Raw genomic sequence first — 24,237 nt, 5'->3', positions numbered from 1 at the left:
AATTGAAATTGACTATGTAAGTCCAAAAGGAGGTTATACTCCAATAGATCCAGGTAGTTTAGAAAAAGCTTCTATGAGCCCAATTGATTGGAAATATTATACCGACCACAACTTTATAAATAAATTAGGAAATACCTTATCTGCTGATGAAATTAACCCAAAAGATTATGATGTAATTTACTATACTGGTGGACATGGTGTTATATGGGACTTTCCTAATGATACAAAATTACAAGAAATCACAAAAGAAATATATGAAAATGGTGGTATAGTTTCAGCTGTATGTCATGGTGTAGCAGGTTTATTAAACATAACATTATCTAATGGCAAAAACTTAATTGAAGGAATTAAGGTTACAGGATTTTCAAATACTGAAGAAGAAGCTGTAGGAGCTACTAAGCTTGTTCCTTACTTAACTGAAACAGAACTTACAAATAGAGGTGCAAACTATGTTAAAGCTTCAAATTGGGCAGAATTTGCAGTAGAAGATCAAAGAGTTGTTACAGGACAAAACCCATCATCAGGAGCTGCTGTTGCTAGAGAAGTTCTTAAAATTTTAAACTCTAATAAATAATTATAAAGAGTAAAAAAGTAGAAATTATCTACTTTTTTACTCTTTCTTTTTCTCGTTTTCTATTTTATGTCTCTCTACTAATCTACCCATAAAAAATGCAATTACACCAACTCCGATACCTGTTTGCACACAGAAAAGTAAACTTTCTATTTCACCAGGTAACTCTCCTCCAATCCATTTTTCCATAACTGGTGTAAACCAAGGCTCATATTCAGTTCCTTTAATTTCTGAAACAACCTTGCTTCCTGCATCATCTGATCCTCCAAATTCAGCACCTTTTAATGTAAATACTGGTATAACAGCAATTAATATAGCAATAATTAATAAAACTACAACTTTTATTTTAGCATTTTTCATTAAAGTTCCCCTCCATTTAACAATTCAAGTTCATCTAATTCAGATTTTGCATAAGTTTCAAAACCAATCATAATAACAACTGTTAAAATTCCTTCAATGATTGCAAGTGGAAGTTGTGTTGGTGCAAATACTACAAGAAACTTAATTGCTGATGCTAAAACTCCGCCTGTTTCAGATGGATATGCAAACGCAAGTTGCATACTTGTTACGCAATAAGTAAATAAATCACCAATTGCTGCTGCTAAAAAAATACCTACAAATTTATTGATTTTAAGCATTTTGCATAATCTATATATTCCATAAGAAACAAATGGACCTGCAATAGCCATAGAAAATAGATTAGCTCCAAGAGTAGTTATTCCACCATGAGCTAATAAGATTGCTTGGAATAAAAGAACTATAATCCCCAAAATCCCAACTGTTGATGGTCCAAATAATATAGCAGCAAGTCCAGTACCTGTCATGTGTGAACAACTTCCAGTTACTGATGGAATCTTTAAAGATGAAAGTACAAATATAAATGCACCTGCCATAGCAAACATAGTAATTAATCTACGATTCTTAGATATTTTTTTCTTTATTGAAAAATAACCAACTACCACAAAAGGAACACATATAACTCCCCACATAATACAATATTTTGGTGGAAGATAACCTTCCATGATGTGCATTGCATTTGCAGCTGGCTCTATTCCAAAAAGTAATGCAAACGCTGTTGCTAAAGTGAAAATTATTTTTTCTTTTTTATTCATTTTTTCTTCTCCTCTAATATTTTCTAAAATAGATATCATCAAATATAATTAAATTCTTAGGTATAACCTAACTCTTTTTATATGTATATATAAGTTTTAATCTTTAAGCATCTTCTTAAATTCTTGTATACTTTTAGGATAATCTTTTTTATCTTTTAAAAGTCCAGTTTCTACAAGTGATTCATAAACCTCTAGCATGGTCGGTTGTTTAAGATTTGCCTTCTTTAAAATTTCTTTATTCTGAAAAATTTCTAATGGACTTCCATCTGCAATAATTTTTCCGTCATTAAATACAAGAACTCTTTCAGCCCATCTATATGTAAAATCTACATCATGCGTAGATATAAGCATTGTCTTTCCTTCATCTCCAAGTTTTAATAAAACTTCTTCTAGCATAATTGAATTTAATGGATCTAAAGCTGCTGTTGGCTCATCAAAAATTATGATTTCTGACTTCATAGCGATAATATCAGCAATGCTTACACGTTTCTTTTCTCCACCACTTAAATAATGAGGTGGACGATCTTTTAAATGGGAAATATTCATATATTTTAAAGCCTCATTAACTCTTGTTAAGACTTCATCTTTAGGAAGTTTTAGATTCATAGGTCCAAATCCTACTTCTGCCATAACTGTCGATGCAATTATTTGATTATCAGCATCTTGAAATACGATTCCTATGTTTTTTCTAAGTTCTTTTAAATTCTTTTTATTAATTACCATATCTCTATAAATGATTTTTCCTTGCTCTGGCATAAGTACACCATCTATATTTAAGAAAAATGTGGATTTTCCTGAACCATTAGAACCAATTACAGCAATTTTTTCGCCTTCATAAATATCTACACTTACTCCATTTAATGCAGGCTTTCCATTTCCATATGTATAATAAAGATCTTCAATTTTTAATATTAATTCTTTCATAATTATTCCTTCCTATCTTGTACACAACCAAATCAAAATTAAAAAAACTATAAATACTACCGAGAAAACAATCTGCATTATTTCTACACTTTTATGTTCCTCTAAAAACATAAGATCTCCATCATAACATCTAGCTTCCATAGCATCATAATAAGCATTTGCCTTTTTAAGTGAAATAATAAGTATATTGCTTGCAATACTTCCAAATGTATAACAAGAGGTTTTAAAATCACAATATCCTTGACGAGATTTCGCAGAATTTTTCATTTTAATAGATACATCCATTAAGATAAATATATAACGATAAATAAGACTCATAAGTTCTATTATAATCTTTGGTACATGTGCTTTTCTAAGTACACAAATAATTTCTGAAACTGGAGTTGATAACGTCATCATTTCTAGAGCACTTATGCCTGCGAAAACCTTTAAAATTAAAGATATCATTTTTTTAAGCTTAATAGTTGAAGTACATACATAAAAAAATCCAAGATACAAATTATATTGACCTATTGGTTTAGTTGAAAAATCAATTGCAATAGTAAAAGTACTAAGCAAAATAAAGGTAATTGGAATTAATAATACTGATAAATATTGAGTTAATGGCAGTTTTCCTTTAACAACTGTAATATATGCCATTGCGATTATTACTGCAACAGATACATATGGATTATTCAATACAATACAGAGAATCAATGTTAAAATCGAGAAATACACCTTAAATTCAGCATTCCAATCTCTAATTTTTGAAGAATAAGCATAAAAATCAATTGAATATCCTTCTCCATGCTTATGTCCTATTTTATGTCTATTATAAATTTCATTATTATTATGAATACCTTTGTATTTCCATATTAAAAAAGCTATAATAATGAAAAGTATAATAAATAAAATAATGATTTTTTCCATATAAAATCTCCTTTATATTAGAACTTAAACTTATATATCTTAAAAATAAAAAAGCCCTTCTAACAAAAGTGTTAAAAAGACATGATAATAAAACATACTCATTCATATAAAATAAGTAAATAACTCTTCATTAAAACGCCCCCCTATCACTCGTAGAGTTAATGGTGCAAAATATAGGCAGGTCTTCTGACTTAAGAATCATTATTTAAGTACGCCTTCCCTGTTTTACAAGTGACATTAATGTACTTAAACTCCTCTAATACAGCTACGGGATAGTTTAGGAATTTCACCTAATTCCCTTTTAATTAATCAAAATAAAATTAATTTTAATTAAACCTATATTTTAATATTATTTTTTCTAAAATATATTTACAATTATAACATTATCATTATTAATAAAAAAAATCAATTTATTGATTGATAATATAATAATTTTAATAATCTATAAAAACTAAAATAACCCACAAAAATCTAAAATCTAGATTTCTGTGGGTTTTATGGTGGAGATGACGGGTGTCGAACCCGTGTCCGAAAGTAGCTCTGTCTAGCTTTCTACGAGCGTAGTCTGCATATTAAATTTCGCTCTCTAGAACACCTACAGACGGGTAACTAGATCGCTAGCTTCATAAATTCCGTTCCTAGCTCAAAGCTTTGCTAAGCTCGGTTCCCCACTAATAATGACACCAGGATCCTAAATCGTGGGCAATCTAGGGCTGATGAGCAGTCTTATATTAAGCTGCTAATGCAAAATTGTCTTCTGCGTTTATATTTAATGCATACTTTATTATCGAGGCACCATGCTTCCCTCGGCTCGCTTACCAAACTTCACTTACCCCCGTCGAAGCCAAAACATCCCCATGTTGTAAGTTTAATTTGTTAAACGCAATATTTAATTTTGTTTTATGAGTTAATTATATAGCACATATTCTTCACTGTCAACTTACATAATTAATGAAATAACTTGCTATTTAGGTAAAATATTTTAATCATTTTTCAATTTACCTAAATTTCATTATTTTTAAATTTAATCTAAAAAATCTTATTATAAAAAGCCATTAGATGAATTTATCTAATAGCTTTTACATAATCAATTTATAATATTTGCTTTTTTAATTGAGGTTTTTACTATTTTAAATAATATACAACCTATAATTAAATTTATTATAACTGCTGGAATAACTATACTTATAAATAGAGCCTTAAGTTGTGCTGGCAAACCTACTAATTTACTTGCTGAAAATAAAAATACTAAGCCACTTATTAAAGTACCGATTGGAAATACAATTATACATTTTATTGTTTCTCTTTTCTTTTCAGATAATTTTTTTAGTGGCTTAATCTTATTTATAATAAAGATAATAACAAATACAATATTTGCAGTAACTAATTTATCTATAATATTAGGAAGTTGTCCCCCTGGAAATTTAGTAGTCATAGCTGTAAATACACCAGTTATAATCCCTGAAATTAATGAAGTTTTATAGTCTCCATCATTTATAATCATTATTATAAAAAGCATAACAAGAGCAAAATCTGGTTGCATTGGTAAGACAAGTGCTGGTGTAATTTGATGTAGTATAGCTCCTATTCCAAGTAAAAACGCATTAACTATCATTTTCTTAGTATTTTTATTTTCTCTCATAAACCTACCTATACCTAAATTTCTTATAGTATATAATATAGGTTATTTTCTAATATTTTGTACCTAATTTTATTTAATTTAAAATCAGTTTTTATCTAATCAGATATTCTTGCAAGTGATATAGCTGCTATTATAATTAATAATCCTCCAAGTAATTGAAGCATTGTTAATGTTTCACCATAAATTATGTAAGCAAATAAACTTCCAAGTACAGGTTCTAATGAACACAGTATTGAAGCAACTCCTGTTTCTATGTAATCTGTAGCTTTTACATATGATATGTTTGCTATAAATGTGCTTAATATACCAATTGATAATATATTAAGAATTATAAATGCAGGTGATGAATTTGTAGTAACTGCATTATGTATTCCACTAAAGTTTGCAACAAATGCTAAAGCTATTGTACTAAAGATAAATCCATAAATTATCATACTATCTTTTGAATACTTACCAACAAAAAATCTTGGAGTTACAAGTTGAAGTGCAAATAAAAGTCCTGTTAAAAGTCCAATTAATATTCCAACTACATCAAGACCCTTAAGCCCTACACCGAGTATATTTGAAATTAAAATACATCCTATTATTGTAATAGTAATTATAATTGCTTTTTTTGATGTTATTTTTTCTTTAAAGAATATTGCATTAATTATTGTTACCCATATTGGGTTTGTAAACATAAGTACTGTAGCAACTGCTATTGGAACCCTTTGAACTGCAATATTAAATGTTGTAAAAGATAAAGCAAAGGTTACAATACCATAAATTCCACTAATTATAATTCCTTTTAAATCCACCTTAAATGCATCTCTATTGAAAATGCATAAGAATATAAAAAATCCTACTGTTGCAATTAAAGACCTTAAAAACGATATACTCATTGCATCAATTCCTGCGTTTCCTAGTGTTCTACTAGTTACACCCATTACACCCCAAAATAATGTTGCAATAACAACAAGGGTAATACCTTTTTTCTTATTATTCATATAATCTTCCTTTCATAATAATTTTTGCATTTGTTTATGTGCAAGCGCACCGTTTACTATTCTACTACAAATTTTTATTTTTTTCTAAGACAATTATCATATTTTAAAAACAAAAAATCCCCTTATCTATAAGCAGACCGTGGCAATTATAGATAAAAGGATTTTGAGGTTTTGTTATTCTTTATACAACTGGATTTTAACCTATACACAAATGAAGTCAATAAGGTATATCTTTATTATTCCTAATTTTCACTTAAATATTCATCAATTGCTTTTGCAGCATCTTTCCCTGCTCCCATAGCAAGAATAACTGTAGCAGAACCAGTTACCGCATCACCACCTGCATATACACCTTCTTTTGTTGTTTTACCTGAAGTGCCTTCTACAACTATACATTTTCTCTTGTTTGTTTCAAGACCTTTTGTTGTAACTGAAATAAGAGGATTTGGAGATGTTCCTAAAGACATTATAACTGTATCTACATCCATCATAAATTCCGAACCTTCAATCTTAACTGGTCTTTTTCTTCCTGATTCATCAGCTTCTACAAGCTTCATTTTAATGCAATTCATTCCTTTAACCCATCCATTTTCATCTGTTAAAATCTCTATAGGATTAGTTAAAACATCAAAAATCACGCCTTCTTCTTTTGCATGATGAACTTCTTCTTGTCTTGCAGGAAGCTCTTTTTCACTTCTTCTATATACTATATGAGTTTCTGCTCCAAGCCTAAGTGCTGTTCTTGCAGCATCCATAGCTACATTTCCACCGCCTACAACAGCAACCTTTTTTCCTAATTTTATTGGAGTTTTATAATCTTCTTTAAATGCTTTCATCAAATTAACTCTTGTTAAAAATTCATTTGCTGAAAAAACTCCATTAGCATTTTCTCCATCTATCCCCATAAATTTAGGAAGCCCAGCTCCAGATGCTATAAATATTGCTTTAAAGTTTTCTTCTTCTAACAATTCATCAACAGTTATAGTTTTGCCGATAATTACATCAGTTTCTATCTTAACTCCCAACTTTTTTATGTTTTCAATTTCACTCTTAACTACAGTATCTTTTGGAAGTCTAAATTCTGGTATTCCATAAGTTAAAACTCCTCCAGCCTCATGTAAAGCTTCAAATATTGTTACATCATAACCTTTTTTAGCTAAATCTCCAGCACATGTAAGTCCAGCAGGTCCACTTCCTATTACTGCAACTTTAATATTTTTATCATCTTCTTTCTTAGAAAGATCTATATCATGCTCATAGCTCCAATCTGCTACAAATCTTTCAAGTTTACCAATAGAAACCGACTCTCCCTTTATTCCAAGTACGCATTTACCCTCACATTGACTTTCTTGTGGACATACTCTTCCACAAATAGCTGGAAGTGTACTATACTTTGAAATAACTTTAATAGCCTCTTCAAAGTTATTTTCTTTTACTTCCTTTATAAATGCTGGTATGTTTATAGATACAGGACACCCTGTAATACATCTTGGATTTTTGCATTGAAGACATCTATTAGCTTCCTTAACTGCTTCTTTTTCATTATATCCTAAGCATACCTCATCAAAATTTTCAGCCCTTTCTTTTGGATCTTGTTCTCTAACTTTAACTCTTTCCATTACTTCTCACCTCCACAATGTCCGCATCCACCATGATGAGAATCTCCTTCTTTTTCTTTAAGAAAAGCTCTTCCCTCTTCTGTCTTATATATATTTTGCCTTCTCATAGCTTCATCAAAATTAACTAAATGACCATCAAATTCTGGCCCATCAACACATGCAAACTTTATTTCATCTCCTACAGTTACCCTACAAGCTCCACACATACCAGTACCATCTATCATAATAGGATTTAGACTAACTGTTGTAGGAATATCTAATTCTTTAGTTAGATTACACATAAACTTCATCATTATCATAGGGCCTATAACAATTGCTTTATCGTAATTCTTTTTTTTCTGTTTAACTAAATAATTTAACATATCCGTAACTCTTCCATTAAATCCATAAGAGCCATCATCTGTTGCAATATAAAGATTATTAGAAACCTTTCTTAGTTCATCCTCTAATATCAATAATTTTTTACTTCTACTTCCTAATATTACGTCAACATCTATTTTTCTATCTTTCATCCATTTAACTTGTGGATATATAGGAGCTGCTCCAACTCCACCAGCTATAAATACTATTTTTTGATTTCTAAGCTTTTCTAAATCCTCATCTATAAATTCACTTGGTTTTCCAAGAGGTCCTACAAAATCTTTTACATAATCTCCAACTTCATAATCTGATAATTCTTTAGTTCCTTGTCCAACTACTTGAAATACTATACTTACAGTTCCTTTATCCTTATCAAAATCTGAAATAGTCAAAGGTATTCTTTCTGATTTTTCATCGCTTCTAACTATTACAAATTGTCCAGGTTTTGCTGACTTAGCAACTCTCTTTGATTCTATCTCCATAAAATATATATTATATGCTAGCTCTCTTTTTGAAACTATCTTATACATTTTAAACTTACCCCTTATTTATTAATTTATTAAAAGCTTCCATAATTATTATTGGAAGCTTTTAAATAGTCCTATATTATTAGAAGTTTACTTCTTCACCATAGAATGATGCTTTATATATTCTTTCTATTTCTTCTGGAGTTACTTTTCTTGGATTAGTTGCTGTGCAAGCATCTTCAACTGCATTTTTAGACATAAATGATAAATTCTCTAATAATTCTTTTTCATCTATTCCATATTCTTTAAATGTAGCTGGTATATTTAATTCCCTATTTAACTCTTTTATTAAATTAACCAATGATTTTGTTAATTCATCTTCATTATTTCCATCTAATCCTAGCGTATTAGCTATTTTTGCATATCTTTTTGCACATACTTTAGAATTAAATTCTATTACTGAAGGAAGAAGTATAGCATTAGCACAACCATGAGGTACATGGAATACACCTCCAATTTTATGAGCCATTGAATGAACTATACCAAGCGAAACATTACTAAATGCCATACCTGCTAAACATTGTGCATCATGCATTTCACTTCTTGCAAATTCGTCTCCATTATATGAATTTTCAATATTATCTCTAACCATTTCAATTGCTTTTAAGGCTAATGGATCTGTAAAATTATCTGCACTAGTTGAAACATATGCTTCTATTGCATGAGTCATAGCATCCATTCCTGTGTGAGCAACTAATTTAGGTGGCATTGTTTCTGCAAGATCTGGATCTACTATCGCTATATCTGGAGTTATATTAAAATCTGCTATAGGATATTTTATTTTAGCCTTATAATCAGTTATAACTGAAAATGCAGTTACTTCTGTAGCTGTTCCACTAGTTGAAGCTATAGCTATAAACTTAGCTTTCTTTCTTAATTCAGGTAATTTAGATGAATTTATTGCTTCTTCAAATGTAAAATTTGGATACTCATAAAAAATCCACATTGCCTTTGCTGCATCTATTGGAGAACCTCCACCTAATCCAACTATCCAATCTGGATTGAACTTTCTCATAGCTTCTGCACCCTTCATTACAGTTTCAACTGATGGATCAGCTTCTACCCCTTCAAAAACCATAACTTCAAGTCCAGCCTCTTTTAAATTATTTTCAATCTTTTGCAAGAAACCAAATTTTCTCATTGAGCCTCCACCCATTACTATCATTGCCTTCTTGCCTTTTATTTCTTTTAATGCATCAATTGAGCCTTTTCCATGATAAATATCTCTTGGTAATGTAAAACGTACCATAAACAAAACTCCTTCTAAAATATATTTATAAGCAAATCATTCTCCCACCATTAAGTATTAATTTAAGATTATTGCTTAATTTACATCTATATAATTTTATTTTATAGTTTTTATTTTATGATAAAATTTTCTTCGATAATTACATAATTGAGGCTCTAATAAATTTCTTATAATAAAAAGAGTACTCTAAGTTAATTAGAATACTCTTTTTATTAATATCTATTTCTATTTTTTAATTCTCTTTGCACTTCTCTATTATGAGCTTTTTCAAGTAATGAATTTCTCTTATCATAATCTTTTTTACCCTTACAAACTCCAAGTGCAACTTTAACTCTTCCATTTTTAAGATAAAGAGATAAAGGTATAAGAGTAAGACCTTCTCTTGATACAAGTCCTGCAAGTCTTCCTATCTCTTGTTTATGAAGAAGAAGTTTTCTATCTCTTAATGGATCTACATTAAATATATTTCCTTGTTCATAAGGACTTACATGCATTCCTCTTATAAAAATCTCACCATTTCTTACTTCAGCATAACATTCTTTAAGATTTGCTCTACCATTTCTTATAGATTTTACTTCTGTTCCAACTAATGCTAATCCAGCTTCGATTGTTTCTTCTATAAAATAATCGTGTCTTGCTTTTCTATTTTCTGCTAAAGAATTTGAGTTTTTCTTTCTTACCATATCTTTCACCTACTTTTATTTGCCATTATACAAGTTAATAAAATTATATTATATATTTAACCTATTATCAATTATATATAAAAAGTGCACTAAAATATAATTTTAAATATTTCTAAATAAATGAAGCTACCATCTATTATATTTATAAATAAATGATAGCTTAAATTTAGATTAACTTAATTAAAATTCATCATCTTCTATTGTTTCTTCAGCATTAGCTAATGCTTCTTTTACTTCTTTTTTAACTTGTGGAATTTTTTCCTTAAATTCTTTTAAAGCTTCTTCTTCCATTTCTTCCTCTTCTTCTTTTATTAAATCAAAGTAAATTTCTCTATTTGCAATATCTACTCTACTACATTTAACTTTAACTTCATCCCCTAATCTATAGATGTTCTTTGTTCTTTCTCCAATTAAAGCTAAATGATTTTCATCATATACATAATAATCATCTTCTAAAGAATTTATACGGATTAATCCTTCTATTGTGCTTGGAAGCTCAACAAACATACCAAATGATGTAACTGAAGAAACAATTCCTTCAAATTCTTCTCCAATTCTATCTTGCATATATTCAGCTTTCTTTAAATCATCAACTTCTCTTTCAGCTTCTTGAGCTACTCTTTCTGTTTCAGAAGATTGTTTTGCTGCATAGTCAACTATTCCAATTAACTTCTTAGCTCTTCCAGAATCAATCTTACCATTTATTTGTTCTTTAATTATTCTATGAATTTGAAGGTCTGGATATCTTCTGATTGGTGAAGTAAAGTGACAATAATATCTTGCTGCTAAACCAAAATGCCCAAGACTTTCTGGTGAGTATCTTGCCTTCATCATTGATCTTAAAAGAAGTGTACTTACTACAGTTTCTTCTTTCTTTCCTTTTACTTTTTCTAATACTTCTTGAAGAGTTCTTGGATGTATATCTTGAGTCCATTTCATTGTGTATCCAAGGTTGTATATAAATTCTCTAAACTTTGCAAGCTTTTCTTCATCTGGATTTTCGTGAACTCTATATACAAATGGTAAGTTAGTCCAATACATATATTCAGCTATAGTTTCATTACACGCAAGCATGAATTCTTCTATTATTCTATTTGCAATTTCTCTTGGATAAGGCTTGATTTCGATTGGTTTACCTAAAGAATTTAAAGTTATCTTTGCTTCTTCAAAGTCAAAGTCAATTGCCCCTCTTCTCATTCTCTTTTTATTTAATATATTAGCAAGCTCTTCCATAGCTAAGAAATCATCATATAAGTAATCATATTTCTTTATTAACTCTTCATCTTTATCTCTAAGTATCTTAGTTACATCTGTATAAGTCATTCTTTCATTAGTTCTTATAATACCTTCATGTATTTCATGATCTAATATTTTACCATTTTTATCTATAGTCATTATACAGCTTAATGTTAATCTATCAACTTTAGGATTAAGTGAACATATACCATTTGAAAGCTTCTTTGGAAGCATAGGTATAACTCTATCTATAAGATATACTGATGTTCCTCTTTTTAACGCTTCTTTATCTAGTGGATTACTTTCTTTAACATAATGAGTTACGTCTGCTATATGAACACCTAATTTATAATTTCCATCTGGTAATCTTTCTATTGAAACTGCATCATCTAAGTCTTTAGCATCTTCACCATCTATTGTTACCATTCTTAAATTTCTAAAGTCTGTTCTTCTTTTATATTCTTTAGGATCTATCTCTTCTTCAATCTTATCTGCAAAATTTAACACCTTTTCTGGGAATTCTTCTGGAAGTCCAAATTTCTTTATTATTGTAAGGATATCAAGTCCCTTGTCTCCCTTTTGTCCTAATACTTCTTTTATTACACCTTCAGGACTTCTTCTTTTTTCTGGCCATTTTGTAATTTCTACTATTACAACATCTCCATCATTTGCACCATTTTTATCTTTTTTAGAAACAAATATATCTTGGTGTAATCTTGTATCTTCTGGCACAACAAAACCAAAATTTTTACTATTTTCATAAATTCCGATTATTGTTTTATTTGCTCTTTCTATTATTTCGGCAACTTCACCTTCTCTTTTTTTACCATTTATATCATCTCTAGTTAAATGAACTAATACTCTATCACCATTCATAGCTCCATTCATTGATGATGATGGTATAAATACATCTTTTTCGCCTTCTGTATCAGGTATTAAAAATCCAAAACCTCTTGCATGACCTTGAAGTCTTCCTGAAATTAAACCTATTCTTTCTGGAATAGCATATTTATCATTTTTATTTCTAACAACTAAGCCTTCTCTTTCCATAGTTTTTAATACCTTTTTAAAGGCCCTATATTCATCTGCTTTTATATCAAATACAGCTGTTAATTCTTTCAAATCCATTGGTTTATATGCTTCTTCACGCATGAAATCTATTAATGTATTCTTTATTCCCATATTTTCCTCCAATTTATATATAATAGCTTAATATATTTTATCCATTGTTTTTATATATTATTCTCTATCTATAGTAACACATTATTCTTGTAAATTCCTCTATTAGAAAATAATATACAAAAAGCTATCATTTCATATAAAATGATAGCTTCTTATTAACTAAATAAATATTTTAAAATAATATTCCACCAAATTTTAATATAAGTGGAGCAAATACAACTGCAACTATTGTCATGAGTTTGATTAATATATTCATAGATGGTCCTGATGTGTCTTTAAATGGATCTCCAACAGTATCGCCAACTACTCCTGCTTTATGACACTCGCTTCCTTTTCCGCCATATGCTCCGCCTTCTATATATTTTTTAGCATTATCCCAAGCACCACCTGCATTTGCCATTAAAATAGCCATCATAACTCCTGTTACAACTGCTCCTGCTATTAATCCTGCAAGTGCTTCTGCTCCTAAAAGCAATCCAACTACTATTGGTGATAATATTGCTATTATTCCTGGGATTATCATTTCCCTTAAAGCAGCTCTTGTTGATATTTCAACACAAGTTGAATAATCTGGTTTGTCATCGCCCTTTAATATACCTGGCTTTTCTTTAAATTGTCTTCTAACTTCTTCTACCATTTGTCCTGCTGCCTTACCAACTGACTGCATTGTAAGTGCTCCAAATAAAAATGGAAGCATTCCACCTATAAGAACTCCAGCTAAAGTTAATGGGTTTAAAAGATTTATAGAATTTAACTTTACAACTTGAGTATAAGATGCAAACAAAGCTAATGCAGTAAGTGTTGCAGATCCTATTGCAAAACCTTTACCAATAGCAGCTGTTGTATTACCAACTGAATCAAGTTTATCTGTAATTTCTCTAATACCTTCATTTAATTCACTCATTTCAGCAATACCACCTGCATTATCAGCTATTGGGCCATATGCATCTACTGCAATTGTTATAGCACTTGTAGACAACATTCCTACTGCTGATAATGCAATTGAATATAAACCTACAAGAGAGTCTTCTGCTCCACCAGTTTTAAAGAATGAAATTAATATACCAATTACTATTAATATTATAGGTATAACTATTGACTTCATTCCAACTGAAAGACCAGCTATTATATTAGTGGCTGCTCCTGTTTGACATTCCTTAGCAATAAATTTTACTGATTTATAATCTGATGATGTATATATTTCTGTGAATTTTCCAATTAACAATCCAATACATATTCCAACTACTACTGGAATAAATAATTTTAAATCTTTAAATAAGTAATAACATAAAACACCACTTAATATAAGTGCTATTAAACCTGCTAAAAAGCTTCCTAAATTTAAGGCCTTTTGTGGATCATCACCTTCATAATATCTAACTACACACATACCTATAAGTGATGAAATAATGCCAATTGATGAAAGGATTAAGGGATAAAGCATTGCATTTTTATTAATTAATACACCAAGCGTTATAGCTGAAATTATTGATCCAACATATGATTCAAAAAGATCAGCTCCCATACCACAGACATCTCCAACATTATCTCCAACATTATCAGCAATTACTGCTGGATTTCTTGGATCATCTTCTGGTATACCAACTTCAACTTTTCCAACTAAATCTGCACCAACATCAGCAGCTTTTGTATATATGCCACCACCAACTCTCGCAAATAATGCTATAGATGATGCTCCAAGTCCAAAACCTGTTATATATTCAACATTTACATCAAATATTAATACTAAAATAGTTAGCCCTGTAATTCCAAGCCCTACAACGGAAAGACCCATAACAGTTCCCCCTGAGAAAGCTACTCCTAATGCACTTTTAATTCCATGTTTTGCTGCACTTGCAGTTCTAACATTTGCTTTAACAGCAATCTTCATTCCTATAAATCCAGCAAACATTGAAAATGTAGAACCTAATAAAAATGCTATAGCAGTCTTATAGCTTAGGAATATTAGAATCAATAAAAAAACACACACTATAAATACTGAAAGATATTTATATTCTCTTTTTATAAAAGCCATAGCACCTTCTTCTATATGTGATGCTATTTCCTTCATTTTCTTATTTCCTGAATCTTTACTTATAATATTTTTAGCAATAAAGCCTAAAGAAACTAAGGAAATAATTCCACATACTAATGGTAATGCTAATAATTCCATATTAACCACCTCTTATAATTTTTTAGTACCTATATTTTTTAAAGTACTAATATATAATTATGAGATTAATATTTTTATTAGAATTAAATTTAAAAAAGCTAGTCATAATGACTAGCTTTTTATTTTAACTTGTGATTCCCACACATGTTATATTAAATTTAAAACAATTGTGTTTATAGCAAATAGTAACATTCCTATTACAGTTACTCTCTCTAGCATAACTTCTTTTGTTCTTGATTTATTTCTTGAGAAAAATGTATCATTATTACTACCTTGAATCAGTCCACTTAAAGCATCTGATTTACTTGGTTGCATAAGTACTGAAACTACGATAATTATTCCTAGTATAACCTCAAGTACTAATAACGCCGTTTGCATGGGAACACCTCCTAATATTTAACCACTTTTTATACTATTTAACTCACTTAGTATATCATAAACAGTAATTTTTTTCTATACTAAATTCTTAAAATAGTATAAGCTTCATAAATATTATAACAAGTTTTATATTCTTATTAATGATTCTCTATACTACTTTCTTATGTTAAAGAATGCATCTCTTCCTCTATATTCAGCTACTTCGTCTAATTCTTCAGCTATTCTTAATAATTGGTTATATTTAGCAACTCTTTCTGATCTTGCTGGTGCACCAGTCTTAATTTGACCTGCATTTACAGCAACAACTAAATCTGAAATTGTTGTATCTTCAGTTTCACCTGATCTATGTGAAATTACTGCAGTATAACCTGCTCTGTTAGCCATTTCAATAGCATTTAAAGTTTCTGTTAATGTACCGATTTGGTTAAGTTTTATAAGAATTGAGTTTGCAATTCCCATTTCAATACCCATCTTTAATCTTTCAGTATTAGTTACGAATAAGTCATCACCAACTAATTGGATCTTGTTTCCTAATCTTTCAGTCATTATCTTCCAACCTTCGTAATCTTCTTCTGCCATACCATCTTCAATTGAGATTATTGGGTATTTGTTTACTAAGTTTTCGTAGAATCCAACCATTTCTTCTGGTGATAATGTCTTACCTTCATGTTTTAATACATATTTACCATCTTCGAAGAATTCTGATGAAGCTGGGTCTAGAGCTATGAACATATCTTTTCCTGGTTCAAATCCTGCCTTTTTAATAGCTTCAATTATAACTTCGATAGCTTCTTCGTTTGATTTTAAGTCTGGTGCGAATCCACCTTCATCACCAACACCTGTTGAATATCCTTTTTCATTTAATAAACTCTTAAGAGCATGATATACTTGTGAGCACATTCTTAATGCTTCTTGGAAGCTTTCTGCTCCAACTGGCATAATCATAAATTCTTGTAAATCTACTGAGTTATCAGCATGTTCTCCACCGTTTATGATATTCATCATTGGTACTGGTAATACTTTTGCATTAACTCCACCAACATATTGATATAAAGGTAAACCTAAGAAGTTTGCAGCAGCTCTAGCTACAGCTAATGAAACACCTAATATAGCATTTGCTCCTAATTTACCTTTGTTTTTAGTTCCATCTAATTCTATTAAAGTTTTATCAATGAAAGTTTGATCTAAAGCATTTAATCCAATTAATTCATCAGCAATAACTTCATTAACATTCTTTACTGCTTGAAGAACTCCTTTTCCATTAAATCTTTCTTTATCTCCATCACGTAATTCAACAGCTTCGAATACACCTGTTGATGCACCTGAAGGTACTGCAGCTCTTCCTACTGTTCCATCTTCTAAATATACTTCAACTTCTACTGTTGGGAATGATCTTGAATCTAAGATTTCTCTTGCTAAAACGTCTACTATTTCTGCATATTGTTTCATTTTAAATTCCTCCTTAACAATCAAATACATTAGATATTATTTACAACATCTTTTATTTTTATAAATACTTGATTGCACTTTTTATTTAAATACATTATAATGCATTTTATTGATATTTTCAATCAATTGAAATTAGTTTTCAATTTATTAATATTAGTTATTATTTTATAATATTAGTAATTATTTATTTACTAGCTTTTTGATTTAAATCATATACTTAAGTACTCTAAATCCAATTATTTTTCATAAATTTAAACAAATAAAAAAGCCCTAAAAGGACTTTTTTATTTTAATTATATGGTATTTTATTTTTTTTGAAATATTTATCTAATTCACTTCTCCAATAATTACACAATTTAGGGTCTTTTTCTTCTATATAATATAAAAATTCATCTAATACCTTAAGCTTATTAAATCTCTTCATTAAATGCCTTGGAAAATCCATTTTTCTCGTATAACATCCTTTAGGATCTATCATCCTAAGTTCTAAATTTTCAGTTACATATACATCCTTACATCTTGTATCTATCTTTGTAAAGCCAAGTCTTTTAAATTCTTTAAGTAATTTATATAATTTTATAGACAATTCCTTACTTAAACCGTTTCTTTTTATGTATTTGTCTAATCGTACTCCACATACCTTTTCTCTTACAATATATAGTTTTCCATAGGTATATATATTAGGAAAATATTTGGATTTTTTAGTTTTTCTAAAAATATATGCTTCTGATTTACAAACTTTTTCTTCTAAAAATATCTTTATTACTTTATTATTTGGAAGTTCATATACTATTCCATTATTACCTTCACCTAAGTATTTTGCTTTTTTAAATAGTTTCTCTGTTTTATAGTCTAAACAAGCAGAATAAGCATAATTTTCTTTCATATATAATCATCCTATATATTCTTTCTATTAATATATATTATTAAACTTATTATTTATTGTGATAAACTTATATACATAGCAAAAAAGAACTCACATAAAATATGTGAGTTCTTAGTTAAAATAAACTTAATTATTTTATTAATGAATGTCCTGTCATTTCTTCTGGTGCTTCAAGGCCCATTTCATGTAACATAGTTGGTGCTATATCTGATAACTTACCATTTTCTAATGATTTACCTTTTGCATCATTGCTTACCCATACAAATGGTACTGGATCAGTTGTATGTGCAGTAAATGGAGCTCCTGTTTCAGGGTCTATCATTACTTCTGCATTTCCGTGGTCAGCAGTTATGAATAATGATCCGTTCTTTTCTAAAATCTTATCAGCTATTTTTCCTAAGCATTCATCAACTGTTTCAATTGCTTTAACAGCTGCTGGAATTACTCCTGTATGTCCAACCATATCTGGGTTAGCATAGTTTAATATGATCATGTCATATTTGTCACTGTCTATTCTCTTAATTAATTCTTCTGTTACTTCATAAGCGCTCATTTCTGGCTTTAAGTCATAAGTAGCAACCTTAGGTGATGCTATTAATGCTCTATCTTCATTTTTATTTGGCTTTTCAACTCCACCATTGAAGAAGAATGTTACGTGAGCATATTTTTCAGTTTCAGCTATTCTTAATTGATTTAATCCTTTGTTTGCAACAAATTCACCTAAAGTATTCTTTAGTGTTTGTGGTTTAAATGCTACCATAACACCTTCAAAAGTCTTATCATATTGAGTCATTGTAACAAATGTTAAATCTAATTTTTCAGCATTGAAGCCATCAAAATCTTTTTGAGTTAAAGCTCTTGTAAGTTCTCTTGCTCTATCTGGTCTGAAGTTAAAGAATACTACTGAATCTCCGCTCTTAACTGTTGCAGTTGGTTCTCCGTTTTCTAAGATTACTGTAGGAACTACGAATTCATCAGTTTTATCATTCTTGTATGATTCTTCTATAGCTTCTATAGCACTGTTTGCAGTGTTTCCAGTTCCTCTTACTATTGCATTGTAAGCAAGTTCAACTCTTTCCCATCTATTATCTCTATCCATTGCATAGTATCTACCATTTATTGTAGCAATCTTTCCTACGCCAATTTCTTTCATCATTTCTTCAGTTTTTTCTATAAATTCTTTACCTGATGAAGGTGCAACGTCTCTACCATCCATGAATGCATGAACGTAAACTTTTGTTAATCCTTCTTTTTTAGCAAATTCTAAAAGTCCTTTTAAGTGGTTTATGTGTGAGTGAACTCCACCATCTGATAATAATCCCATTAAGTGTAATGCTGAATTATTTTCTTTAGCGTTTTTCATAGCCTTTAAAAGTTCTTCATTTTCAAAGAATTCTCCATCAGCTATAGCCTTAGTTATTCTAGTAAGTTCTTGGTATACTATTCTACCTGCACCTATATTTAAGTGTCCAACTTCTGAATTACCCATTTGTCCTTCTGGAAGACCAACAGCCATTCCTGAAGCTTCAAGTATTGAATGTGGATATTCCTTAATTAATCTATCGAAATTTGGTTTTTTAGCTAATGAAACAGCATTACCATCTGAAGCTTTTGCTATTCCAAATCCATCTAATATCATTAACATTACTGGTTTTTTTGCCATAACTATTCCCTCCATTTTATATCTATTTCTAATAAAACATCTCTTATATTATTTGTCGTTTTTTCATTTATATTATACTATACTAAAATATAATAAACAATAAAAAGCAATAGTATGAAAGAATTAGTATTATTCAATCATGACTATTGCTTATATGTTATTCTACTCTGCTTTAATCTTAGTAGTTAACTATTGCAGCAAAGTCTGAAGCTACTAAACTAGCTCCACCAACTAAAGCTCCGTCTATATCTGATTGAGCCATTTGTTCTTTTATAGTAGCAGGTTTAACTGATCCACCGTATTGGATTCTTACTTTATCAGCAACTTCTTTTCCAAACATTTCAGCTACAACGTTTCTGATAGCAGCTATAGTTTCGTTAGCTTGTTCTGATGTAGCAGTTTTTCCTGTTCCAATAGCCCAGATTGGTTCGTAAGCTATAACAACTTTTTCTGCTTGTTCTTTAGTTAATCCTTCTAAGTCAGCTTTTATTTGTGCAGCTAAAACTTCTACATATTTTCCTGATTCTCTTTGTTCTAAAGTTTCTCCACAGCAAAGAATAGGAGTTATGTTATGTGCTAAAGCAGCTTTAACTTTCTTGTTGCAAGTTTCATCAGTTTCGTTGAAGTATTCTCTTCTTTCGCTATGTCCGATTACTACATAGTCAACTCCCATAGCTTCAAGCATTACAGGTGAAACTTCTCCTGTGAAAGCTCCTTGTTCTTCAAAATGCATGTTTTGAGCAGCAATTTTTATGTTTGATCCCTTAGCAGCTTTTATAGCAGCATCTAAGCATACAAAAGTTGGGCAAAGTACTACGTCACAAGTAGCATCCTTTACTAATGGTTTAAATTCATTTATAAATTCTACAGCTTCTGCTGGAGTTTTATGCATTTTCCAGTTTCCTGCGATTATTGGTTTTCTCATTAAAATCACCTCTAAAATCTTTTATGTTAACTTAAACTAGCCACTCGTTAACCTACTAAGAGCTCTGAGTGGCTAATATTTATTTATAAAAACTATTTATTATTTAAAGCAGCTATACCAGGTAATACTTTACCTTCTAAGAATTCAAGTGATGCTCCGCCACCAGTTGAGATGTGAGTCATCTTATCTCCGAATCCTAAGATATTTACAGCTGCAGCTGAATCTCCACCACCGATTATAGTAGTTGCGTTTGATTCTGCCATAGCTTTAGCTACTGCAATAGTACCCTTATTGAAGTTTTCGAATTCGAATACTCCCATTGGTCCATTCCAGATAACTGTTTTAGCATCTTTAATTGCATCTGCATATAATTTTTCTGTCTTTGGTCCGATATCTAATCCCATGTTTCCAGCAGGAATGTTTTGATCTTCAGTTATTGTAGCTTCTACATTTTTGAATTCTGTTGCTACTCTGTGGTCTACTGGTAATAAGAAATTAACTCCCTTAGCCTTAGCTTTTTCGATCATTTCTTTAGCATATTCAATTCTATCTTCTTCAACTAATGAAGTTCCGATTTCATATCCTTGAGCCTTTAAGAATGTGTAAGCCATTCCTCCACCGATTATTAAAGTATCTACTTTATCTAAAAGGTTGTTTATAACAGCGATCTTATCTGAAACTTTAGCTCCTCCTAAGATTGCAACGAATGGTCTTTCTGGATTTTCAACAGCATCTCCTAAGAACTTTAATTCTTTTTGGATTAAGTATCCGCATACTGCTGTATCTATAAAGTCAGTAACTCCAACTGTTGAGCAGTGAGCTCTGTGAGCTGTTCCGAAAGCATCGTTTACGAAAATTTCAGCAAGTGAAGCTAATTCTTTTGAGAATTCTTCTCCGTTCTTAGTTTCTTCTTTTCTATATCTTGTGTTTTGTAGTAAAACAACATCTCCGTCTTTCATTTCTGCTACTGCTTTTTTAGCGTTTTCACCAACAACGTTATCATCTGCTGCAAAAACAACTTCTTTTCCAAGCATTTCGCTTAATCTCTTAGCAACTGGTGCTAATGATAATTCTGGCTTTGGTTCTCCCTTTGGTTTACCCATGTGTGAGCAAAGGATTACTTTAGCTCCGTTATCTACTAAGTATTTGATAGTTGGAAGTGCTCCATTTAATCTGTTTTCGTCAGTTATAACTCCATCTTTTAGTGGAACATTGAAGTCGCATCTTACTAAGACTCTTTTACCTTTAACATCTATATCTTCTATAGTCTTTTTATTGAAGTCCATTTCTTTCACCTCTTATAAATTTTACGTATTTTAAAATAGTCTGGCCTTATAGCCTTATACTACAAAACCAGACTTATAAAACTTTTTATATTTACTATCTAATCAATAGACTACTTTAAGTTAGCGAAGTATCCTAAAGTTCTGATTAATTGGTTAGTGTATGACATTTCATTGTCGTACCATGAAGCAACTTTAACTAATTGTTGTCCGTTAACTTCCATGATCTTAGTTTGAGTTGCATCGAATAATGATCCGAAGCTTATTCCGATTACGTCTGATGATACTATTTCATCTTCAGTGTATCCGAATGATTCGTTTGCAGCATCTTTCATTGCAGCGTTTATTTCTTCTACAGTTACGTTCTTGTCAAGTACGCAAACTAATTCAGTTAATGAACCAGTTATTACAGGAACTCTTTGAGCGTTTCCGTCTAATTTACCAGCTAATTCTGGGATAACTAATCCGATTGCTTTAGCAGCACCAGTTGAGTTAGGGATGATTGAAGCTGCAGCAGCTCTAGCTCTTCTTAAATCTCCTTTTCTGTGTGGAGCATCTAATGTATTTTGGTCATTTGTGTAAGCGTGGATTGTAGTCATGAATCCTTCTTTTAATCCAAATGAATCATTTAATACTTTAGCCATTGGAGCTAAACAGTTAGTTGTACATGAAGCACCTGATATAACTGTGTCGTCTGCCTTTAAGATTTCGTTGTTTACGTTGTATACAACTGTTGGTAGGTCGTTTCCAGCTGGAGCTGAGATAACAACTTTCTTAGCGCCTGCTTCTAAGTGAGCTGAAGCCTTTTCTTTTGAAGCGAAGAATCCAGTACATTCTAAAACGATATCTACTCCTAATTCTCCCCATGGTAATTCAGCTGGGTTAGCGTTTGCAGTAACTTTGATTTCTTTTCCGTTAACTACGAAAGCTCCTTCTTTAACTTCGATTTCACCATCGAATCTTCCTTGTGCTGAATCATATTTGAATAAGTGTGCTAACATTTTAGCATCTGTTAAGTCGTTGATTGCAACTACATTGAATTCTGGGTTGTTTATCATTAATCTTAATGCTAATCTTCCTATTCTTCCAAAACCGTTAATTGCTACGTTTACCATAATGTAATACCTCCTAAAAATAGCTTTTATAAAAAATTTTTTTTATAAACAAATTGATTAAAATTTCTACTTAACATTATTTAATACTTTTAGTATTTCATGTCCAGTAGCTTCATCGGTGACTAATACACCATTTTTGTTATTTCTTTGAGTCACAATAATTGACTCTACTTTATTTTTTCCACCAGCCACAACAATATGCGTGTTAATTTTTCTGGCTTCATTAATATTTATTCCAATAGCGGTTCTATTTGAAACCACTTTTGAATCTTTATCAAAATAAAATCCAAAAGCTTCTCCTACAGCTTTAAGCTTTTCTAATTTAGAAATACTTTCATCTGAAAGTCCCCTTTTTTGAGCCATCTCAAAAGCATTACCTACACCATAAAGGAAAATATCTGCATGATGTATACTTTCAACAACTTGCTTTATTGATTTTTCTTGCTTTAAAGAATTTAAAATTTCTAAACTAGCATCTTCAGGAACATGAAGCATTTTGTAAGTACCATTCACTTTTTTTGCAAGAGAGGCTACTAATGTATTTCCTTGTACTTCTACATTTCTTCCCATTCCACCTCTTGCTGGAACTACTAATACATTTGATATATTTCTAACTCCTTCAAATGCTTCAACAACTTCTTTAACTGAACTCCCCCCAGTTAAAGCAATTATCGAATTATTTTTAATTATTTTCTTTAAATAATTTGAAGCAGCTTTGCCTATATCTTTAAGAACTGAAGGATTTGTATCTACATCTCCTGAAACTATTATAACATCTTTTAGAGAAAGCTTTTCCTTAATCTCTTTTTCCATGTCAGATAATCCTTTAACTTCATGAATAAAGCTATTAAGTTTATCAACTATTTCTTCTCCAATTTTTGTTACATTCATACCAGATGTATTAATTTCTATTAATCCTTGATCTTTTAAAAAGCTTATTTCTGTTCTAACTACTCTTTCGCTTAATGAGAGTTCGTTTGCTAAGCCTCTTCTACCTATGGGTTGATTTAAAAATATAGTCCTTAATATATTGTACCTTTTTTCGAGTACCCTAACAAGTTCAGGAACTATCTTCTTTTGTAATGCTAATATTTCCTGCAACTCCAACACTCCTTTTGGTCACAATCCGTCCCACACTTATTATTTTCGTCCCACAAGAATATTATAAATTAAATTTATCCATTTTTAAAGTATAAATTTAAATTTTTTTGATTTTTTTACTTGTTTTATTTTAACAATATGTAAATATTTAAATATTTAGAAATTTTTTAATAGATTTACTTTTACTTAAACTTAATAATAAATCTTTATTTTTATTTTTCCACACTTCCAATTAATATATTCATTCAATATTTTTAATATAAA

The 24,237-nt window shown here is 30.2% G+C and carries 21 protein-coding genes, 1 other RNA gene and 1 riboswitch; of the genes, 1 reads left to right on the top strand and 21 read right to left on the bottom strand.

Annotation, left to right across the window (positions count from 1 at the left end; genetic code table 11):
• Positions 1-574: type 1 glutamine amidotransferase domain-containing protein (locus SPJ33_RS09590; RefSeq protein ID WP_321117743.1), on the top strand; the 574-nt coding region annotated here is incomplete at its 5' end.
• 36 nt (positions 575-610) lie between these two features.
• Here SPJ33_RS09590 and SPJ33_RS09585 read toward each other — a convergent pair.
• The 21 genes from SPJ33_RS09585 to SPJ33_RS09485 form a co-directional block, all read right to left on the bottom strand.
• Positions 611-931: a cobalt transport protein CbiN gene (locus SPJ33_RS09585; protein WP_321117742.1), complete on the bottom strand. Its 321-nt coding sequence runs from the start codon at positions 929-931 to the stop codon at positions 611-613.
• Entirely contained in the window at positions 931-1,683 is a 753-nt protein-coding gene (locus SPJ33_RS09580) for an energy-coupling factor ABC transporter permease (RefSeq protein ID WP_321117741.1), read from the bottom strand. Before SPJ33_RS09580 ends, SPJ33_RS09585 begins: the two co-directional genes overlap by 1 nt.
• Before the next feature lie 96 nt (positions 1,684-1,779).
• Positions 1,780-2,607: an energy-coupling factor ABC transporter ATP-binding protein gene (locus SPJ33_RS09575; protein ID WP_321117740.1), complete on the bottom strand. Its 828-nt coding sequence runs from the start codon at positions 2,605-2,607 to the stop codon at positions 1,780-1,782.
• Between the two features lie 12 nt (positions 2,608-2,619).
• Entirely contained in the window at positions 2,620-3,516 is an 897-nt protein-coding gene (gene cbiQ, locus SPJ33_RS09570) for a cobalt ECF transporter T component CbiQ (RefSeq protein ID WP_321117739.1), read from the bottom strand.
• Positions 3,517-3,674: 158 nt separating this feature from the next.
• Positions 3,675-3,871: riboswitch (cobalamin riboswitch) on the bottom strand.
• Positions 3,872-4,014: 143 nt separating this feature from the next.
• Positions 4,015-4,373, bottom strand: a transfer-messenger RNA (tmRNA) gene (gene ssrA / locus SPJ33_RS09565).
• 230 nt (positions 4,374-4,603) lie between these two features.
• Complete coding sequence (locus SPJ33_RS09560) at positions 4,604-5,158, bottom strand: tryptophan transporter (protein WP_321117738.1); 555 nt, start codon at positions 5,156-5,158, stop codon at positions 4,604-4,606.
• A gap of 95 nt (positions 5,159-5,253) precedes the next feature.
• Positions 5,254-6,144 carry a DMT family transporter gene (locus SPJ33_RS09555; protein ID WP_321117737.1) on the bottom strand — a complete coding sequence of 297 codons (891 nt, stop codon included), beginning with the start codon at positions 6,142-6,144 and terminating at the stop codon, positions 5,254-5,256.
• Between the two features lie 242 nt (positions 6,145-6,386).
• Positions 6,387-7,763 (bottom strand): NADPH-dependent glutamate synthase, encoded by a 1,377-nt coding sequence (gltA, locus tag SPJ33_RS09550; protein WP_321117736.1) that lies wholly within the window; start codon positions 7,761-7,763, stop codon positions 6,387-6,389.
• On the bottom strand, positions 7,763-8,653 hold the full coding sequence (locus SPJ33_RS09545) for a sulfide/dihydroorotate dehydrogenase-like FAD/NAD-binding protein (RefSeq protein WP_321117735.1): 891 nt from the start codon (positions 8,651-8,653) through the stop codon (positions 7,763-7,765). The genes gltA and SPJ33_RS09545 overlap by 1 nt, the downstream gene beginning before the upstream one ends.
• Before the next feature lie 79 nt (positions 8,654-8,732).
• Positions 8,733-9,899 (bottom strand): iron-containing alcohol dehydrogenase, encoded by a 1,167-nt coding sequence (locus SPJ33_RS09540; protein WP_321117734.1) that lies wholly within the window; start codon positions 9,897-9,899, stop codon positions 8,733-8,735.
• Positions 9,900-10,111: 212 nt separating this feature from the next.
• Entirely contained in the window at positions 10,112-10,582 is a 471-nt protein-coding gene (smpB, locus tag SPJ33_RS09535; RefSeq protein ID WP_321117733.1) for an SsrA-binding protein SmpB, read from the bottom strand.
• Positions 10,583-10,762: 180 nt separating this feature from the next.
• Positions 10,763-13,000, bottom strand: a complete 2,238-nt coding sequence (gene rnr / locus SPJ33_RS09530) for a ribonuclease R (RefSeq protein ID WP_321117732.1) — start codon at positions 12,998-13,000, stop codon at positions 10,763-10,765.
• Positions 13,001-13,172: 172 nt separating this feature from the next.
• Complete coding sequence (locus SPJ33_RS09525; protein WP_321117731.1) at positions 13,173-15,173, bottom strand: sodium-translocating pyrophosphatase; 2,001 nt, start codon at positions 15,171-15,173, stop codon at positions 13,173-13,175.
• A 147-nt stretch (positions 15,174-15,320) separates the two neighbouring features.
• Positions 15,321-15,551, bottom strand: a complete 231-nt coding sequence (gene secG / locus SPJ33_RS09520) for a preprotein translocase subunit SecG (protein ID WP_321117730.1) — start codon at positions 15,549-15,551, stop codon at positions 15,321-15,323.
• A 153-nt stretch (positions 15,552-15,704) separates the two neighbouring features.
• Positions 15,705-17,000 carry a phosphopyruvate hydratase gene (gene eno / locus SPJ33_RS09515; protein ID WP_321117729.1) on the bottom strand — a complete coding sequence of 432 codons (1,296 nt, stop codon included), beginning with the start codon at positions 16,998-17,000 and terminating at the stop codon, positions 15,705-15,707.
• 289 nt (positions 17,001-17,289) lie between these two features.
• A complete protein-coding gene (locus tag SPJ33_RS09510) occupies positions 17,290-17,886 on the bottom strand; it encodes a protein kinase (protein WP_321117728.1) in 597 nt (198 codons plus the stop codon).
• A 130-nt stretch (positions 17,887-18,016) separates the two neighbouring features.
• The gene (gpmI, locus tag SPJ33_RS09505) at positions 18,017-19,549 is read right to left on the bottom strand and encodes a 2,3-bisphosphoglycerate-independent phosphoglycerate mutase (protein ID WP_321117727.1); all 1,533 of its coding nucleotides are present in this window, start codon (positions 19,547-19,549) and stop codon (positions 18,017-18,019) included.
• Between the two features lie 178 nt (positions 19,550-19,727).
• A complete protein-coding gene (tpiA, locus tag SPJ33_RS09500; RefSeq protein WP_321117726.1) occupies positions 19,728-20,474 on the bottom strand; it encodes a triose-phosphate isomerase in 747 nt (248 codons plus the stop codon).
• Between the two features lie 92 nt (positions 20,475-20,566).
• Positions 20,567-21,760, bottom strand: coding sequence for a phosphoglycerate kinase (locus SPJ33_RS09495; protein WP_321117725.1), 1,194 nt, complete (start codon positions 21,758-21,760; stop codon positions 20,567-20,569).
• 110 nt (positions 21,761-21,870) lie between these two features.
• Entirely contained in the window at positions 21,871-22,872 is a 1,002-nt protein-coding gene (gene gap / locus SPJ33_RS09490) for a type I glyceraldehyde-3-phosphate dehydrogenase (RefSeq protein WP_321117724.1), read from the bottom strand.
• Between the two features lie 66 nt (positions 22,873-22,938).
• On the bottom strand, positions 22,939-23,973 hold the full coding sequence (locus SPJ33_RS09485; RefSeq protein ID WP_321117723.1) for a sugar-binding transcriptional regulator: 1,035 nt from the start codon (positions 23,971-23,973) through the stop codon (positions 22,939-22,941).
• Positions 23,974-24,237 lie beyond the last annotated feature (264 nt).

Source organism: Clostridium sp., from assembly GCF_034179595.1.
GTDB lineage: Bacteria > Bacillota > Clostridia > Clostridiales > Clostridiaceae > Clostridium.
This window is presented reverse-complemented; position numbering and strand designations above follow the sequence as displayed.

What these genes read in the sequence shown, in the direction of transcription:
- eno (WP_321117729.1), bottom strand. Translation starts at nt 17,000, where the DNA reads ATGAAACAATATGCAGAAATAGTAGACGTTTTAGCAAGAGAAATCTTA.
- gpmI (WP_321117727.1), bottom strand. Translation starts at nt 19,549, where the DNA reads ATGGCAAAAAAACCAGTAATGTTAATGATATTAGATGGATTTGGAATA.
- SPJ33_RS09585 (WP_321117742.1), bottom strand. Translation starts at nt 931, where the DNA reads ATGAAAAATGCTAAAATAAAAGTTGTAGTTTTATTAATTATTGCTATA.
- SPJ33_RS09575 (WP_321117740.1), bottom strand. Translation starts at nt 2,607, where the DNA reads ATGAAAGAATTAATATTAAAAATTGAAGATCTTTATTATACATATGGA.
- SPJ33_RS09540 (WP_321117734.1), bottom strand. Translation starts at nt 9,899, where the DNA reads ATGGTACGTTTTACATTACCAAGAGATATTTATCATGGAAAAGGCTCA.
- cbiQ (WP_321117739.1), bottom strand. Translation starts at nt 3,516, where the DNA reads ATGGAAAAAATCATTATTTTATTTATTATACTTTTCATTATTATAGCT.
- SPJ33_RS09560 (WP_321117738.1), bottom strand. Translation starts at nt 5,158, where the DNA reads ATGAGAGAAAATAAAAATACTAAGAAAATGATAGTTAATGCGTTTTTA.
- secG (WP_321117730.1), bottom strand. Translation starts at nt 15,551, where the DNA reads ATGCAAACGGCGTTATTAGTACTTGAGGTTATACTAGGAATAATTATC.
- gltA (WP_321117736.1), bottom strand. Translation starts at nt 7,763, where the DNA reads ATGGAAAGAGTTAAAGTTAGAGAACAAGATCCAAAAGAAAGGGCTGAA.
- SPJ33_RS09555 (WP_321117737.1), bottom strand. Translation starts at nt 6,144, where the DNA reads ATGAATAATAAGAAAAAAGGTATTACCCTTGTTGTTATTGCAACATTA.
- tpiA (WP_321117726.1), bottom strand. Translation starts at nt 20,474, where the DNA reads ATGAGAAAACCAATAATCGCAGGAAACTGGAAAATGCATAAAACTCCA.
- gap (WP_321117724.1), bottom strand. Translation starts at nt 22,872, where the DNA reads ATGGTAAACGTAGCAATTAACGGTTTTGGAAGAATAGGAAGATTAGCA.
- smpB (WP_321117733.1), bottom strand. Translation starts at nt 10,582, where the DNA reads ATGGTAAGAAAGAAAAACTCAAATTCTTTAGCAGAAAATAGAAAAGCA.
- SPJ33_RS09525 (WP_321117731.1), bottom strand. Translation starts at nt 15,173, where the DNA reads ATGGAATTATTAGCATTACCATTAGTATGTGGAATTATTTCCTTAGTT.
- SPJ33_RS09510 (WP_321117728.1), bottom strand. Translation starts at nt 17,886, where the DNA reads ATGAAAGAAAATTATGCTTATTCTGCTTGTTTAGACTATAAAACAGAG.
- SPJ33_RS09545 (WP_321117735.1), bottom strand. Translation starts at nt 8,653, where the DNA reads ATGTATAAGATAGTTTCAAAAAGAGAGCTAGCATATAATATATATTTT.
- SPJ33_RS09580 (WP_321117741.1), bottom strand. Translation starts at nt 1,683, where the DNA reads ATGAATAAAAAAGAAAAAATAATTTTCACTTTAGCAACAGCGTTTGCA.
- rnr (WP_321117732.1), bottom strand. Translation starts at nt 13,000, where the DNA reads ATGGGAATAAAGAATACATTAATAGATTTCATGCGTGAAGAAGCATAT.
- SPJ33_RS09495 (WP_321117725.1), bottom strand. Translation starts at nt 21,760, where the DNA reads ATGGACTTCAATAAAAAGACTATAGAAGATATAGATGTTAAAGGTAAA.